This is a genomic window from Leptolyngbya sp. FACHB-321, assembly GCF_014695975.1.
GTDB lineage: Bacteria > Cyanobacteriota > Cyanobacteriia > Leptolyngbyales > Leptolyngbyaceae > Stenomitos.
Genome location: NZ_JACJPI010000044.1, coordinates 1 through 15,990, shown reverse-complemented (window position 1 = coordinate 15,990; position 15,990 = coordinate 1). Strand labels below are relative to the sequence as shown.

The following is a 15,990-nucleotide window of genomic DNA, read 5'->3' as shown; positions in this document are numbered from 1 at the left end:
GTAAAACAATGCGTGCTCCAGTAATTGAGGGTGAAGTAGCAAGACTAGAAGCCCTTCATCAATACAAAATTCTTGATACTGATCCTGAAACTGAATTTGATAATTTAACTCGACTAGCTGCCCAGATTTGTCAAACCCCGATTGCTCTAGTTAGTTTGGTTGATCGGGATCGCCAATGGTTCAAAGCCAAAGAGGGGTTAACTGTTTCAGAAACTCACCGTGATCTAGCATTCTGTACCCATGCCATTCTGCACGAAGAGCCTTTCATTGTAGAAGACGCCCTAGAGGATGAGCGGTTTGCAACCAATCCCCTTGTCACTGGCGAACCTCACATTCGATTCTATGCAGGTGTTCCCCTCATTACTCCTAGCGGCTATCCACTTGGTACCCTTTGCGTCCTTGATCACGTACCTCGTCAACTGAGCACTCAACAGATCAAACACCTTGAGTCTCTCAGTCGGCAGACCATTAATCTGCTGGAATTGCGGCGTAACTTAGCGGCTCGACAGCGAATAGAGAGTCTGTTAGTTGACCAGCAACGAGTGCTGGAAATGATTGCAACTGGAGCTGACCTGACTAAGGTATTGAACACACTGATTCTGGCAATCGAGCAAAAGTCTAATGGAATGCTTGGCTCTATTCTACTGCTTGACTCTCAAGGCACTCATTTACGACACGGCACTGCTCCGAGTTTGCCAAAAGCTTATTTTCAAGTCGCCGATGGATTACCCATTGGTGCTAACAACGGCTCTTGTGGTCGAGCAGCATTTCTAGGGGAGCCGGTTGTCGTTTCAGACATTGCTAGCGATCCGCTCTGGGCAGAACACCGCGATTTTGTACTTTCTTACAATTTACGCGCGTGCTGGTCTACCCCAATCCTCTCTTCAACCAGTCAGGTACTGGGTACATTTGCCCTGTATTACCAAGAGCCCCGTAGCCCAAACACCTCTGATCAGGAATTGATTGCAATGGCGGTTCACCTAGCAGGAATTGCGATCGAACGTCAGCAATATGAAGAGAAGTTACGTCAAGATATTGAGCAACGTCAGCAGGCAGAAGTTACCACCGCAAGACTTGCAGCCATTGTCGAGTCTTCAGAAGATGCCATTATCAGCAAAACGTTAGAGGGTATCGTTACTAGCTGGAATGCCAGTGCTACTAGAATCTTTGGCTATGCCGCTGAGGAAATAATCGGTCAATCGATCAGGCTGCTTGTTTCTGATGACCGCCGAGAGGAAGAAAGCGAGATTTTAAATCGGCTGCAACGAGGAGAGCGGATTGAGCCGTTTGAAACCGTGCGAAAGCAAAAGGATGGCACACCCATTCAAATCTCTCTTTCCGTTTCTCCCATTAAAGATGCAGGTGGAAAAATTATCGGTGCATCGAAGATTGCCCGTGATATTACCAAGCATCGCCAGGCAGAAGAAACACTGCAACAGTCGTTGAAGGACCTAGCAGACATTAAGTTTGCGCTAGATCAATCCTCAATCGTTGCTATTACCGATGCCCAAGGAACCATTTCTTACGTTAATGACAAATTCTGTGAGATCTCTCAGTATGCCAGAGGCGAACTAATTGGGCAGAGTCATCGGCTGATTAACTCTAGTTACCACCCCAAAAGCTTCTTTCAGCAGATGTGGGCAACCATCTCAAACGGTCAGGTCTGGCAGGGTGAGATCCAAAATCGGGCCAAGGACGGCACTCTCTACTGGGTAGACACCACAATCATTCCATTTTTAAACGTTAAGGGTAAGCCCTACCACTATGTCTCCATTCGGAATGATATCACTCGCCGAAAGCAAGCGGAAACCGCCTTACGAGAAAGTGAAGAGCGGTTGCACTTTGTGCTACAAAACATGTCTGTGATGTTAGATGCTTTCCATGCCGATGGCACGCTCGCTATTTGGAACCGAGAATGCGAACGTGTAACGGGCTATAGCGCAGAGGAGGTTGTGGGCAATTCCAGTGCTATGAAACTGCTTTACCCGGATACTGCTTACTTGCATCGACAGATGAACCATTGGGAGCAGTGTGGCAGTGACTATCGAGATTGGGAATGGGACATCACCTGTAAGGATGGCAGCGTGAAGACGATCGCCTGGTCTAGTCTTTCTGATCGGTTTCCTATTCCTGGTTGGGCAAGTTGGGGTGTTGGTATTGATGTGACTGAACGAAAATTGGCAGAGAAGGCGTTACGACAACAGACCGAGCAGGAGCGACTGTTACTGGGCATTGCCAATCGGGTTCGTCAGTCGCTCAATTTGGACGAGATCTTGCATACAACCGTCTCTGAAGTTAGACAGTTTCTTCAGACCGACCGAGTGTTAATCTATCGCTTTGAACCTGACTGGAGCGGTACGGTTGCAGTTGAATCCGTCAGCTCTGAGTGGGCACCAACACTCAGTACCAAGATTCAAGACTGTTGTTTTCAGGAAGCCTCTCGTCGACTCATTTTTGAGCAGGGACATATTCAAGCCAATGCAGATATCTATCATGCTGGGCTAACGCCTTGCCACATTGAGCTCTTATCACAGTTTCAGGTAAGAGCGAATCTTGCTGTGCCAATTCTACAAAACAATCAACTCTGGGGATTGCTCATTGCTCATCATTGCTCAGAGCCCCGCCAGTGGCACATAGTAGAAATTAACTTGCTAGAGCAACTGGCCACCCAAGTCGCGATCGCCATTCACCAGTCCAGTTTGTACCAGCAGGCTCAAACGGAACTGGCTGAGCGTCAACAGGCCGAACAGAAAATCCGTGAGCAGGCTCATCTTCTAGATGTAGCAACAGATGCCATTCTGGTACATGGCTTAGACTACTGCGTAACCTACTGGAATAAAGGGGCTGAACAATTATACGGATGGGCAGCAGAGGAGGTTGCTCAAAAATCTGTCAAGCAATTGCTGTATCGGGAGCTTCCGGTCAATGAGCCAGACATCTATCGAGCCGTTTTAGCCAAGGGAGAGTGGCAAGGAGAGTTGCATCAATGGACGAAGGATGAGAAGGAAGTCATTGTCGAAAGTCGATGGACGCTCATCCGTGGTGAAAGCGGGCATCACAAAGCAATTTTGATCGTAAACACAGACATCACCCAGAAGAAACAACTGGAAAGGCAGTTCCTGCGGGCTCAGCGAATGGAGAGTATCGGTACACTAGCAAGTGGCATTGCTCACGATCTCAATAATTTACTGGCACCCATACTGCTGGCAATTCCCCTTCTAGAAAGGCAGCTTCGCGAGCCGTTTAATCCCAAGAGCCAACAGTGGTTAGACATTATCGATAGCAGTACGAGACGAGGAGCCAATTTAGTCAAGCAAGTATTATCTTTTGCACGAGGGATAGAAGGAGAACGATCTCTCCTAGAAATCAAGCATTTAATTGGGGAAGTTAAGCAAATTGCTGAAGAAACCTTTCCTAAATCAGTCACACTCTCGATCAACGTACCGCGTGACCTTTGGGCCGTTTGTGGCGATGCGACTCAACTGCACCAGATTTTGATGAATCTGAGTCTCAATGCTCGCGATGCCATGGTTCATGGTGGCATATTGCAGATTACGGCTCAAAACATCGAGTTAACCCCAGAGTCTGCTCAATTGCATCTTGATGCTCAGGCAGGTCCTTATGTCAAAGTCTCAGTCTCAGATACAGGAAGTGGGATCTCAGCTGACATCATTGATCGCATCTTTGATCCGTTCTTTACCACGAAGGAGATGGGTAAAGGAACTGGGTTAGGACTTTCGACCGTCATGATCATTGTCAAAAGTCACTCTGGGTTTATTACCGTAGATAGTCAAGTTGATCAAGGTACAGAGTTTCAGGTTTACCTACCTGCAATTCGTGACCAAGAAGTAGCAGAAGCCAGTGGGCAAGACCTACTGGCAGGACATGGAGAAGTCATTCTGTTAGTTGACGATGAAAATGCAATTCGGCAAGTGACTCAAGCATCATTAGAAGGTTATGGCTATCAGGTTTTGACAGCTTGCGATGGCATTAAGGCGGTTGCTCAATTTGTGCAGCAGAAAGATACGATTGACCTGGTGCTGGTTGACTTGATGATGCCATCAATGGATGGCAGTGCAACCATTCAAGCGTTAAGAACTATAAATTCTCAAATTAAAGTTATTGCCATTAGTGGGCTAAGTACAAGCAGCCAACTTGCTGAAGAGATTCAAGTTCAGCACTGTTTGACGAAACCATTTTCAACTCAGGATTTGTTGACGGCAGTACACCAAGCTCTAAATGCTTAGCCTAATCAAGATAGTCCTTAGCAGTTCTTGTTTCAAGCGGTAGGCCTAAACGGCTAATTAGCTTGTGAGGCTAGTACCGTTACAGGTAGCAGCAACCTACAAAGCGATTAAAAAATAGAACTGTTACTGCACAGGGCTTTTAGCGCTTGTGCCAGTTTTGAGCGAGTCCAGTAGCGGCAACGGCACACGCTGCATAAGGGACTCCGCAGAAGCAACAGAGCCGGTTCGGTCAACTTTAATGGGCTGATACAAGCAAGCGATGATGGGTTGTTTGCACAACCCCCATAAGCCTAAAAATGGCGAGAAAGTCAGTCCTAACCAACCAACGGAAAGTCAGCCACAAAGGTCAAGCATCTTGCTGGAAGGAGCTGATCGATGACGACGAGAAACAGCGTTTCACAAGCTGGCTTCATGCCCCCTACGGTTGCCAAGCTCAGCTACTAGGCGGCAGACATGGATGTCAGTCGAAGTGAAGTCGTGGAGCGGACGCTACGGCGAAGCCTAACAACCGACACGGCTCAGTCTAAAACTGCTTCCGAACTTCCAGACTGAGCCACTCATTGTCTTCCCTGATAATAACTGTCAGCGGCTGAGCTGAGAGTACCAGTAAACTGCTGGGTCAAGGAGGCGTTAGTCCAGTGCTGTAGCCGCTGCCGACCCTAGAGCAGGGATAAGAGAGTAAACTTTTGGTCATGCGCACCTAAACTGGGGCTAATTGGTAAGTGGATCGTCAAGGTCAGCCAACCAGGCTCGCTTTGGGCGTGAATGGTACCACCTAGCCGCTCCACACGCTTCTTGACCAGCGCTAAGCCCAGCCCGGTACCGCCATGTTTCCAGGGATCGTGATGTGGCAGGCGGTGAAACTTAGCAAACATGTGAGCACATTCACTGGCGGTCAGATGCACACCCCCATTCCGCACACTGAGCTGCCAGTGGTCCGCCATCGCCGCTGCTGCCAGCTGAATCGTCTCTCCAGCGGGCGTGTACTTACAGGCGTTATGCAGTAGTTCGGTCAGCACCTGTCCTAAAACCGTGAGGTCAGTCGTCAGGAGCGGTAAGTCCGGCGCGCACTGTAGTTGTAAGTGTTGCTGCTGGTGCAGCGTGCGTTCGACAAAGGGTTCCATCAAGTGGGGCAGCCACACTGGCAGCGCCATGGTCGTCAGCAGTAACGGCTCCATACCAGCATCTAAACGCGCTAGATCCAGTAAGTCGTTAATCAGTTCAATCTCGCGGCGACATTCATCTTGCAGGATTTTGAAATAGCGCGCGGCTGGACTCGGTGCGGTCTCAAACAACCCGGCCTGCTGCAACACCATCTCCAGCAGATGGGTGGCCATCTTGATGTTAGCCATCGGCGTGCGTAACTCGTGCGACACGGTGCTGAGGAAATCATCTTTCAGCTGGTTGAGTTGTTCCAAGGCTTGCACCTGCGCCTGCGCCGCTTGGTAGAGGCGCGCCTGCCGCAGCGCAATGGCACATTGATTCGCCACTTGTTGGACTAAGCGCACCTCCGGCTCATCAAACGTCACTCGGACTGGTTTAAAGAGCCAGAGATCGCCTAAGACACCCTGGTCATCATAAATGGGACAGGCGAGCAGCTGACAGCCGTACGGCAGGGTGCGTGTGCGCTCGGTTGCCATGTACTGCTGTTGCACTGGCTCACCCCGCAAGAGCTGTTGACGCACGCTTGGTAAGGCATCGTCGGCAAAGACAAACGTCATGCCGAGGGTCGAGGGTACGCTCAGCGTGCATTCATAAGCAATTGTCGACGCTGTCAGCTCGGCATTGTATAAGCCTGCCTCACAGCCTTCGAGCCGTAAGGCGCGACAGAGTTCGACCACGGCGGTCTGTAGAATCTGGCCTTCGTCTAAGCTGTCCCGCACCTTATCCGTGATGCGCTTAAGGGCTGCCTCTAAGTCCAGTGCCTGTTGCAGTTGCGCCGTCCGCTCCTGAACTTGTTGCTCCAAGGCTGTATTCATGACCTGGACTTGTTCAAACAGTTCAGCCTGCTGAATGCCAATCGCCAACTGCGTCGCGAGTTGCTGGAGCCAGTCCGCTTCCCAGTTTTGCCAGTGTCGGGGTGCGGCACAGTGATGCGCGATCAGGAGCCCCCAAAGGGTGCCGCCTTGCAAGATGGGCACGACCAGGTTAGCTTGCACCTGCAGTTGAGCCAGTAGTGCCAGATGACAGGGCGCTAAACCGTCCGTCTGGATGTTGTCCGTTGCTTTGATCCGTCCCTGTTGATACAGCGGGATGTACGTGGCAGCAAAGCAATTATCCTGGACCGCCAGACCGAGGAGGGGTAACCAACCAGACTCCACAGCTTCGACGACGACCGCTCCACTCCCATCCGGGTTAAAGCGGTAGATGACAACACGGTTGGTTTGCAGTAGTTGCCGCACTTCCGCCACCGCGGTGTTGAGTGTCTCCTGCAAGTTGAGCGATTGGCGAATCCGTTGGGCAATCGCGCTCAGCAATTGCTCCCGCTCCATTTGCTGGTGCAGCAACTTTTCGGTCCACTGCCGTTGGACGATTTCGCTTTGGGCTTGCTGATACAGTGCCGCTTTCTGAATGGCAATCGCGGCTTGAGTGGCCAGTTGTTGCAATAACTCAATTTCAGTCAGTTGCCAGACCCGTGGGGCGTCACATTGCTGCGCCACCAGCAAGCCCCAGAGTTTCTCCTCATAAACAATGGGCACTGCTAAGTTGGCTCGGACTTGAAACCCTGCTAGTAACGCCACATGACACGGCGTTAACCCAGCTGTGTAGATGTCTGCTACAGCCTGTACACGCCCTTGCTGATACAGTTGCAGGTAGGTGGTAGCAAACGTACTATCATGAAGCGTGATGCCAGCTAAGGACTGCCAGCTTGCACCCGTTGCTTCTGCGACCACCATGCCGCTCCCATCGGGATGCAACTGATAGATGAGTACCCGGTCGGTTTGCAGTACCGGTCGAATGGCGGCGACCGTAGTGTTGAGCACCGTCGGCAACGCGAACGCCTGATGAATCTGATGCGTCATCGTGCTCAGCAAATGCTCCCGCTCTGCCTGCTGCCGCAGCGCCGTCTCCGCCGCCACGCGGTCTTGAATTTCGCTGGCTAAAGCGGCGTTGGCTGTGACTAACTCAGTCGTACGGGCATGCACTCGTGTCTCTAAGGCATCGTAAGCCTGTTGTAGAGCCGTTTCAGCGCGTTGCCGCTGCAGTTCCACGGCGGCTCTGGTGGCAAACACTTTAATCAGGGCTTGCGCATTGGACTCATCGGCTAAGGGGCGATTGCTGACAATGCACAGTACCCCCATGACCTGCTGCTGCTCATCCAATAAGGGGGCACCGACATAGCTGTCGGCACTCAATGGTTTGAGGATTGCTGCTGTAGGAAAGGCTGCTTGCACCTGTCCGGGGTAGTAACACAACGTGGCTTGATCCACGACAGCCCCACACGGCGTTCCTGGTAGCGCATACTCAAAATTGGCTCCGCTTTGCGCCTGGGACCAGAACGCCAGTGTGCTCAGGGACTGTGGTGTCTGACGGCTGCATTCTGACACCAGCACATAAGGCACGTCTAAAGCTGTAGCCAGCGTTTGCACCAGCGCCGGGAAAAATGCTTCACCGCTGACAGAGGCGGTGCCCGTCACAATCGCTTGCAGCGCTTGCTCTGACCGTTGCAGTGACTGATGGGCCACGGTACTAGCAGTACTTTCGGCTTGCAGTGCTTGCTGGATGGCGGCTAACTCCTGGGGCGTTCGTAGTGCCAGCCATTGCGGCAGTAACTCCACCAGTTTAAGCGCTGTGTAGCAAGAGACTAAAGCCGTGAGGGCTTTCTCAAGACCAGAGAGCCAGTAAGTGGGTTGCCAAAGGGTCCAAACTTCCAGCAGGTGCCCGGTGCCGCACAGGAGGATAAAGGCGCCAAACAGCATAAAGACTTTAGGAAAAAGCGTCTCAGGGCGTCGGTAAACGTAGTAGAGCAGCGTCATTGGGATCGAGAAGTAGGCCAGCGCAATGAGTAAATCGCTGACCACGTGCAGCCCAACGAGTGGCGACTGCCACAGGTAGCAATGACCGTGCGGTATATACTGCTGGGTCGAAAAGAGCGTTTGAAGGTGTTCCCACATGGCTTCTCCGTCAGAAAGAACTTAACGTGGAGGCGCGCTTTGAGGATGTCCTCAGCCTGTGCAGTGAGCGGCTGATCAACCGTCTGTAACACACAACCTGCTGCTAACAGCAGGTTGTGCTGCCGTCTACTGGTGTCAAGAAGCAAGGTTTCGCTGTGCCACTGCTCTAAGTCTTCCTGTTTTACCAATTTAAACGTTTGCTTCGACACAAAAAGCAGCAAAGTCTTCACTGACGATGGCTTGATGCGTCAAGCGGTGTCTTGGATCGGGAATGTCTTTTGTGAGACCGGACCATGATGGGGTCAAGCCGACATAAGGGCAAAAAAGTGCCACATGAGGCTATAAGCTTTGCTACGTTGAGCTTCTGGATCAAAACCCAGTTAAAGGAAAAGGCGTCAAAAAGCTAAGACAGAATCAGGCTTTCAGCCCTTTCTTGCACTAAATTGATCGTATGTCGGCTCAATCCCTACAACCGCTCTTATAAGAAGATTACAAGGATTAGTAAATAACGGAAATTAGCTCTTTTCAGCGTTTGTCACACTTCTGTAATTCTGCTTGTAGCAGATTCGCCAACGCTATCCGTTGCTACTTAAACTCCTTTAAACACGGTTTCGGGTAGAAAAGCAGCTTTTTCTACCACCCATCGTTACGGCTATACGAAAAAATTGCACACCCAACCCAGGTCAGCTTAATCAAGTCTATGCTTTCATTTCATTTTGTGTTTTTAGACGCACTGCTGATGCAATCTCATTGCCGATCTGAATTAATAGGCTTAGACCGGTCAAAGTTGGCGGTGGATTCGGTGCCGAACTCGTGAAAATACAGCGCTTTTAAGCACGCACTGGTAGTCAGAAGCAACCCCCTTCATACCTTATGCCCGACTTCAGCACCCTCTGCAGTACCAGCAATTTCATACCCCACGGGCATTGCTACCTGTGGCAGCCTACTCTGGTCTGGCTCCATCTGGTCTCAGACAGCCTGACCGCTCTGGCGTCTTACTCGATACCCGCGTGTCTGATTTACTTCGCCAAGCAACGAGCGGACTTGCCCTTCCGGTGGGTGTTCTGGCTGTTTAGTGCTTTTATTGTGTCCTGCGGGACAACACACCTTATGGATGTGTGGACGCTCTGGCACCCCACGTACTGGGTGTCTGGAGCACTGAAGTTAGTGACCGCGCTGCTGTCTGTCGCGACGGCCGTGAGGCTCTACCGACTGCTACCAGTCGCCCTGGCCTTGCCCAGCCGCTCCCAATGGCAATGTACCCATGCCCAGTTACTGGAAGCCCAACGGATCGCCCCTATGGGGCATTGGAAGTATGACTTGCAGACACAGGCTATGGCTTGGTCAGAGGGTCTGTTTCGCCTGTTTGGGTGCTCAAAGCAGGCAATTGTCCCGTCCTGCGAGGAGCAAGTGCAGTGGTCTAGTCCAGAGTCGCAGGTGCAATTAGACCAGGCCGTGCAGACAGCAAGCACGGACCGGACACCCTATGCCCTGGAACTGCAATGTACGCCCACGGACAGCGTGATACGCTGGCTGCTGACACGCGGGGAAGCGGTCCAGGACGCAGTGGGACACGCGGTGAAACTGGTTGGCACTGTACTCAACTTGACGGACCGTCAGCAGCACGAGCAGCAGCGGCTGCTCAGCGAGATCGCGCTGCGCCTGCACCAGGCGCAGACGCTGCAAACGATTCTCGACACCTGTGTGGTAGCGGTACAGCAATTTTTGAGGGCGGATCGAGTGGTGGTCTACCACTTTGCACCGGACATGAGTGGTCAAATTGTGGCTGAAGCCGTGCTACCTGAGTGGCTGTCGCTGCTCCACATGCAGCAGGAAGACACCTGTTTTCCCAAGACCGTCTGCGGTGACTACCAACGCGGTAAAACGCGGGCGATCAGCAATGTTCACAACGCTGGTCTGAGCGCCTGCCACCGCGAACGGTTGACGCACTTCCAAGTCCAAGCGAAGGTCGTCGTGCCATTACTGCTCACAGCTCAGGCTGATGCGGCAGCCGCGGTGGCACCGGCAGCAACCTTACCGCGACTGTGGGGGTTACTGGTCGTCCACCAGTGTGCGGCGACACGGCAATGGCAACCGTTCGAGACAGCGCTGTTGCAGCAGGTCGCTGTCCACATGGGGATTGCCTTACAGCAAGCCGAGCTGTCCCACCATTTGCAGCAACTCAATCAGACTCTGGAAGCGCAGGTACAGCAGCGTACAGCCGCACTTCAGCAACAGCTACGCTTCGAGTCTTTGCTCAAGCAGATCACGGATCAAGTGCGCGACAGCTTGGACGAAGCGCACATTCTCCAGGCAGCGGTCACGGCCCTCGGTCACGGCTTAGCTGTAGACTGCTGTGACACAGGGCTTTATGACCCGGAGCGGCAACACTCCACCGTGACTTATGAATATACGTCAGTGCTCCCGTCTGTTTTGGGTCAAGTGGCGTCGCTGCAGCACCAGTCCGGTGTCTACGTCCAATTGCTCGCGGGTCAAGCGTTACAGTTTTGCTGGGTTAGTACAGACGTGCTCCGCCAGCTTGACCAATCCCACGCCATTCTCGCCTGTCCGCTGCAAGACGACCAAGGTGTCTTCGGTGACTTGTGGCTGTTTCGCGCTCATGGTGAGGCGTTCAGTGAACCCGAAGTCCGCCTGGTGCAGCAAGTGGCCAACCAGTGTGCGATCACCTTACGGCAGGCACGGCTGTACGCCGACTCCCAGCAACAGCTGCACGTGGTCGAGCAGCTCAACCGTCTGAAAGACGACTTTCTCAGCACTGTCTCCCATGAGTTACGTACACCCCTGGCGAGTATCAAAATGGCGACTCACATGTTGTCCTTGAGTTTCAATCAGTGCGAACCGCCGTTCACGGCCGCCTACGGTGTCGTGCTGGCTAACAAAGTGTGGCAGTATTTGACGATCTTGACGACCGAGTGCGAGCGGGAACTGACTCTGGTGAATGACCTCCTGGAACTGCAACGCCTAGAGTCCGGCGTGGTCATGACGGAGTGGAGTGCTGTTAACGTGCTGACTTCGCTCTCCGAGCTGGTGCAAGTCTATGAAGCACGAGCACAGAGTCGGCAACAGACACTGCAACTGCAAGTACCAGTGTCCCTACCCTCCTTGCGCTCTGACGTGTCGTTGTTAGTGAGTGTCTGGCGTGAACTACTCACCAACGCCTGTAAGTACACGCCGCCGGGTGGTGTGATTCGAGTTCAAGCCAGTGCCACAGAGATGGGCGTACAGGTCTCCGTCAGCAACACCGGACCAGCCATACCACCGGCGGAATTGCCTCGCCTCTTTGAGAAGTTCTACCGGAGTCCGCACCGGGATCAGTGGCGGCAGGGTGGGACGGGTTTAGGACTCGCCCTCGTCAAAGGACAGGTCAAGCGTTTGGGCGGCACCTTAAGCGTGACCAGCGACGACGACGCGACCGTCTTTCAGTTGACGTTACCCCTAGAGCCGCCTGTGTTAGATCACTGACCTGACTAGGACTAACTAAGCTCAGTAGCGGCAGCACCAGCGGCTCATTGACCACGCTGAGCCAGAAACATCTCAGAACCAGTAGAGACAGAGCCGACTCGGACAGAGCGAACGGGTGCTTCCAGAGTGCATCGCTAGCAGCATGCTTTGAGCGCTGCCGCCACTCCGGTGCACTGTGCTGGCTGACCCATTGAGGGTGCCACTCGCTCGAGTACTTGTCAGTTAGACTCTATCTCCTACTTCGCCTCAAAGTCACTACAGTCTTCACCATTACCATAGGGATGCATCCCACAGACCATGAGCGTCCCGCCATAAGATTGCCCGTGCAGGTGGCGACAGCCTTTGCAAAGAGCCGGTTGTTGGGCGGTTGGGCGCGACAGCTCTTGCCTCAGTGCCTCCAATGCTTCAATACGCTCGGCTAGCAAACCAGCACGCTCTAGCCGCCGGTAAGACGCTTCCGACCGATGCCGATAGCGTATCGTCGGCACCGCCAAGCTGTACCTGCTGCCATCACCTGCCTGTGCTCTAGTTTCTATGCTTTCGGGATGCAGGAGTAGGGTGACAGCGATACCGTCTTGCCTCTGTCTCAACTCTAGAACTTCACCAAAGATGATGTCGCCGCCTTCAAGGCTTAAATACCAGCGGTTGGTTTCGCGCAACTGGTCGTGACGCACCGTGAATTTGATCAAAACCCTGTCGTGGTTAGGCTGAAAATAAACCAGTGGGAACGTGAGCCAAGCGCAACCATCAACTTTGCAGTACCCATTCTGCCGCCTATAAATCTCCCAATGCTGCACATTGGGCGCGACGCTCCTTTGGGCTGAGAAAGGGCTGGAAATTTCTCCTATCTGTCGCGCTTCAACGGGATTCATCCCGTAAAAGGCTTGTATCCCTCGCATCGTCATACGTTCAGAGACCGTCAGCGTCTCTGGTTCTAACGGCTCAGGCTCGCCCACAAGCCTCGCTCCATAGAGTTCCTCTGCCGCTTCGTCATCATCGCCTAGCTTCGGCATATGCAGCCCTGTCAGTGTGAAACCATCCCATCATTTTAGTCCCAGCGCTCTCCTCTCAAAGCGCGCCCAGCCCCTCCCTGCCGTAGGGCAAGTTAAGCGGGTCAGTGAGGGTAGGAGTACCCTGGTTGACCGCTTCAGGTGGCTGCCGCCCACGTTTGAGGCAGGATGCTCTGCGGCATTGGCACTGGCTCCCAGCAGTAGCCTTCGAGTAGCAGTGCGCTCTCGTCTATGCCTGACGGACGCTGAATTTTACTGTGAGCAAACCTCAGCGGTTTGACTTTGAGCGTCGCCATGACTTTGATGCGGTTGCTTTTCGGGATCGCCTGCCCCAACGCATCCTGGATCAGTGCACCTGTCGGCACCACAAACACCAGCACTGTATGCCAACCAAAGTCGGGGAAGGGAGTAGTCGTACAGGAACGCTCTTCTAGGAGGGTTGGCTAAAGGATCTATCTACCGCTGTAGTATTCCCTACTGGTGGTGCCGAATGCGAGCGATCGCATCTTCAAACCAGGCAACTTCGTCTGCAGTTAGGTGACGCTGCACTGTACGAAACGCCCAACGGGCATCCAGACCAGGGCACGTCACAGCCATTCCATGAAGAACTTGCTGTGAGCATTCCAGGTCTTGTTGTCGGCTGGCGTTGCCTAACAGCAGGGCAAGTGCGCCGGTGGTCTGGCTAGTTGCGGGTGGCAGCAACTATGCATGCAAGAGTGAGCTTTAGTAGCAAGGCTTGAAAGAACCACCTTTTGAGTCCATGGCTCACTTTGACACGCACCGTAGCTTGATGGCACCACACGAAGTGCACAGTAACTTTTTATTTGTTATGGAGACACATTAGTGCCGTTAAAGCAGCTAAGCCAAGCTGGCTTGAGGTGGAAAAGCCAGCTTGACCATCCTGATGGCTTGAGGCGGTCACGGACACTCCCTCTCTGCAAACCTGCGACCGAGAGGGGGTTACTGAGCGACACGCCTTTGTCTCAATGTCAGATCATGAGGCACTGTGCAGCACTGGCAGCACCTTCTCTCCAAAAACGTTGATAAATTGCTCCTGCTCGCGGTTGACGTTATGCAAAATCAATTCGTCAAAACCCAATTCCATATCTTTTTGTAGCCAGGCAAGCTGCTGCTGGAGATCGGCTGAGATCCGAACGTGTTCATGCAGCGCTTCGGGTGTGACAAAGTCGCCTGCTGCGTCAAACTGTTGGGGTGTGCGTAGCTGCGTCATCAAAACGTTCTTAAAGTTATTGTTGCGCCATTGGGCATGGGCTTTTTGACGAGCCATGTCATCAGTGCGATCGTAAGAAAGCTGAACTTTCAAAAGCAGCGGCTTGCCTTCTCCCCCGCCGCGATGGAAGGCGTCAACGACTCGTCTTAGTTTTTCAGGTGGGCGTGAAAGGGTAATTAGCCCATCAGCCCAGCTCCCCAACCAGGCCGCAGTTGCTTCGGTCACTGCGGCGCCAAGAATCAGTGGTGGAGTGGCAGGGCGAGAATAAAGTTTGGCTTCTTCCACACAAACTAACCCGTGATGAGTAACAGTTTCGCCTGCCCATAAAGCCCGCATAATATCAACGCACTCTTTAAGCCGAGTATTGCGATCGCCCTTGATTAACCACTGCTTGCCAGTGATATGTTCGTTGAGTGCCTGACCACTTCCCACCGTCAGCCAAAAGCGATGGGGAAACATTTCGGCGAGGGTAGCAGCAGCTTGGGCGATGATTGCCGGATGATAGCGATCGCCCGGAGCATTGACCACTCGATAGGAGAGACTGGGTGTTGCCTGCATGGCTGCGCCTAACCAAGACCAAGCAAAGCCGCTTTGCCCTTGTTGCTCGCTCCAAGGGTGAAAGTGATCCGATGAGAGAACGCGGGTAAAGCCTGCCTGTTCTGCCCTTTGGGCATACTGCAGCAGTTGACTAGGCGGAAATTGTTCGTGAGAGGCGTGATAACCAATCTGTACCATGACGACTCTTCCCCAATAATTTACTGCGGTTTACGATGAACAAGGCCCCAGCACCGCCAGACCACATGCGCATGACCCACCGCAAGTCTCTGTAAGTACAGAGCGATACCGAGGGTCATCACTAGAAGCATCAGTAGCGGTCGGAGTCCCAGCGCTCAGCGTGGCAGTGCCCGACTAGTCGCTGAGAAACTTGCCTCAGAGCTAGTGTTAAAGCGAGGGCGCCCCACAGCATGGCGTCGAGAGCCGCTGTAGTCAGGGTTAAGCGGCAGGGCAGCGGCTTGAAAGGCAGGCAGAACCAAACCAAGCAGGAAAAGCACAAGCGTGCAGGACAAAACTTTCCTGCATGGACTAGAGAGGACCTTACCGACACTTTGCTCAAGCTGATAGAAAAATCCCTATGCTTGCCATGCAGCTGTGATGCAAGCGCACCACTGAGTTTGAAAGCGTGTGAAAATCAGAGAGTCCAGCGCTCAGGCCTGAAGCAAGGGCAGCAGCCAGAGCAACGACCGCACTCGGAAAGGAGCCGGTGCCGGTGCAGCCGGTAAGGAAGCGAGTGGCTGTGCACCGGATGGCGCTTGCTGACTGTCCACATAGCGATCGTACGCTTTTAGGAGCCTTTGAGCACGCTCTCTGTTGGTGCTGATCATGCCGAATTCCTCACTGGCTTAGTTTGAACTTATAGTCGCAATTTCCTGCTTAGCCTTGCGTCTTTCCAATGATTGAATACCTCGCTACCGAGCGACAGAGACTGGGTGTGAATGAGCCAAAGATCTGGCGCCCTTTGCCAACAAGTGGTGTCAGCTTGCCAAGCTAGAACCTGTCAGCGTTTTAGGCTTTTGGTCTACTTCTAATCACTGCCGCATCAACACAGTTCATCTCAGGTGATTAGAGTCCAAAACCGTAGCCTAGAGGTATATTGACTGCTGGCACCACTCATTTGCAAATCATGCCAGATCTTGGCTTTTCACGGCTTTAGGTGAAAAAGGCGTAGCCGCTGATCTTGATTACGAAACTGCTAGGTTGCCAAGCTGTTGCAGAACCCAGATCACCAAAACCGATACTGCTGGCGAAACATTGCTTAACTTGTAGGCTGAGCCATGAGCTTGGCGTACTGAGAGATCCGAGTTGTTGCATGAGGAATTCCAGACAGCCAATTGAAAATTCGCTTC

The 15,990-nt window shown here is 52.8% G+C and carries 9 protein-coding genes; 2 read left to right on the top strand and 7 right to left on the bottom strand.

What is annotated here, in order from left to right; translation table 11 throughout:
• The first annotated feature begins 8 nt into the window (after positions 1-8).
• A complete protein-coding gene (locus H6F76_RS07455; RefSeq protein ID WP_190507152.1) occupies positions 9-4,247 on the top strand; it encodes a PAS domain S-box protein in 4,239 nt (1,412 codons plus the stop codon).
• A gap of 659 nt (positions 4,248-4,906) precedes the next feature.
• On the opposite strand, the gene H6F76_RS07450 is transcribed toward H6F76_RS07455, so the two are convergent.
• Entirely contained in the window at positions 4,907-8,362 is a 3,456-nt protein-coding gene (locus tag H6F76_RS07450; protein ID WP_190507150.1) for a GAF domain-containing protein, read from the bottom strand.
• Between the two features lie 873 nt (positions 8,363-9,235).
• Here H6F76_RS07450 and H6F76_RS07445 point away from each other — a divergent pair.
• A complete protein-coding gene (locus H6F76_RS07445) occupies positions 9,236-11,845 on the top strand; it encodes an ATP-binding protein (RefSeq protein WP_190507149.1) in 2,610 nt (869 codons plus the stop codon).
• Positions 11,846-12,081: 236 nt separating this feature from the next.
• On the opposite strand, the gene H6F76_RS07440 is transcribed toward H6F76_RS07445, so the two are convergent.
• The 6 genes from H6F76_RS07440 to H6F76_RS29990 all read right to left on the bottom strand — a co-directional run.
• Complete coding sequence (locus H6F76_RS07440) at positions 12,082-12,858, bottom strand: hypothetical protein (protein WP_190507148.1); 777 nt, start codon at positions 12,856-12,858, stop codon at positions 12,082-12,084.
• 134 nt (positions 12,859-12,992) lie between these two features.
• On the bottom strand, positions 12,993-13,223 hold the full coding sequence (locus H6F76_RS07435; protein ID WP_206754340.1) for a hypothetical protein: 231 nt from the start codon (positions 13,221-13,223) through the stop codon (positions 12,993-12,995).
• Positions 13,224-13,329: 106 nt separating this feature from the next.
• A complete protein-coding gene (locus tag H6F76_RS07430) occupies positions 13,330-13,557 on the bottom strand; it encodes a hypothetical protein (protein ID WP_190507146.1) in 228 nt (75 codons plus the stop codon).
• Between the two features lie 292 nt (positions 13,558-13,849).
• Complete coding sequence (locus H6F76_RS07425; RefSeq protein ID WP_190507145.1) at positions 13,850-14,821, bottom strand: TIGR03885 family FMN-dependent LLM class oxidoreductase; 972 nt, start codon at positions 14,819-14,821, stop codon at positions 13,850-13,852.
• A gap of 470 nt (positions 14,822-15,291) precedes the next feature.
• On the bottom strand, positions 15,292-15,468 hold the full coding sequence (locus H6F76_RS07420; protein WP_190447139.1) for a hypothetical protein: 177 nt from the start codon (positions 15,466-15,468) through the stop codon (positions 15,292-15,294).
• Between the two features lie 325 nt (positions 15,469-15,793).
• Positions 15,794-15,990: hypothetical protein (locus H6F76_RS29990; RefSeq protein WP_206754339.1), on the bottom strand; the 197-nt coding region annotated here is incomplete at its 5' end.

What these genes read in the sequence shown, in the direction of transcription:
- H6F76_RS07455 (WP_190507152.1), top strand. Translation starts at nt 9, where the DNA reads ATGCGTGCTCCAGTAATTGAGGGTGAAGTAGCAAGACTAGAAGCCCTT.
- H6F76_RS07450 (WP_190507150.1), bottom strand. Translation starts at nt 8,362, where the DNA reads ATGTGGGAACACCTTCAAACGCTCTTTTCGACCCAGCAGTATATACCG.
- H6F76_RS07445 (WP_190507149.1), top strand. Translation starts at nt 9,236, where the DNA reads ATGCCCGACTTCAGCACCCTCTGCAGTACCAGCAATTTCATACCCCAC.
- H6F76_RS07440 (WP_190507148.1), bottom strand. Translation starts at nt 12,858, where the DNA reads ATGCCGAAGCTAGGCGATGATGACGAAGCGGCAGAGGAACTCTATGGA.
- H6F76_RS07425 (WP_190507145.1), bottom strand. Translation starts at nt 14,821, where the DNA reads ATGGTACAGATTGGTTATCACGCCTCTCACGAACAATTTCCGCCTAGT.
- H6F76_RS07420 (WP_190447139.1), bottom strand. Translation starts at nt 15,468, where the DNA reads ATGATCAGCACCAACAGAGAGCGTGCTCAAAGGCTCCTAAAAGCGTAC.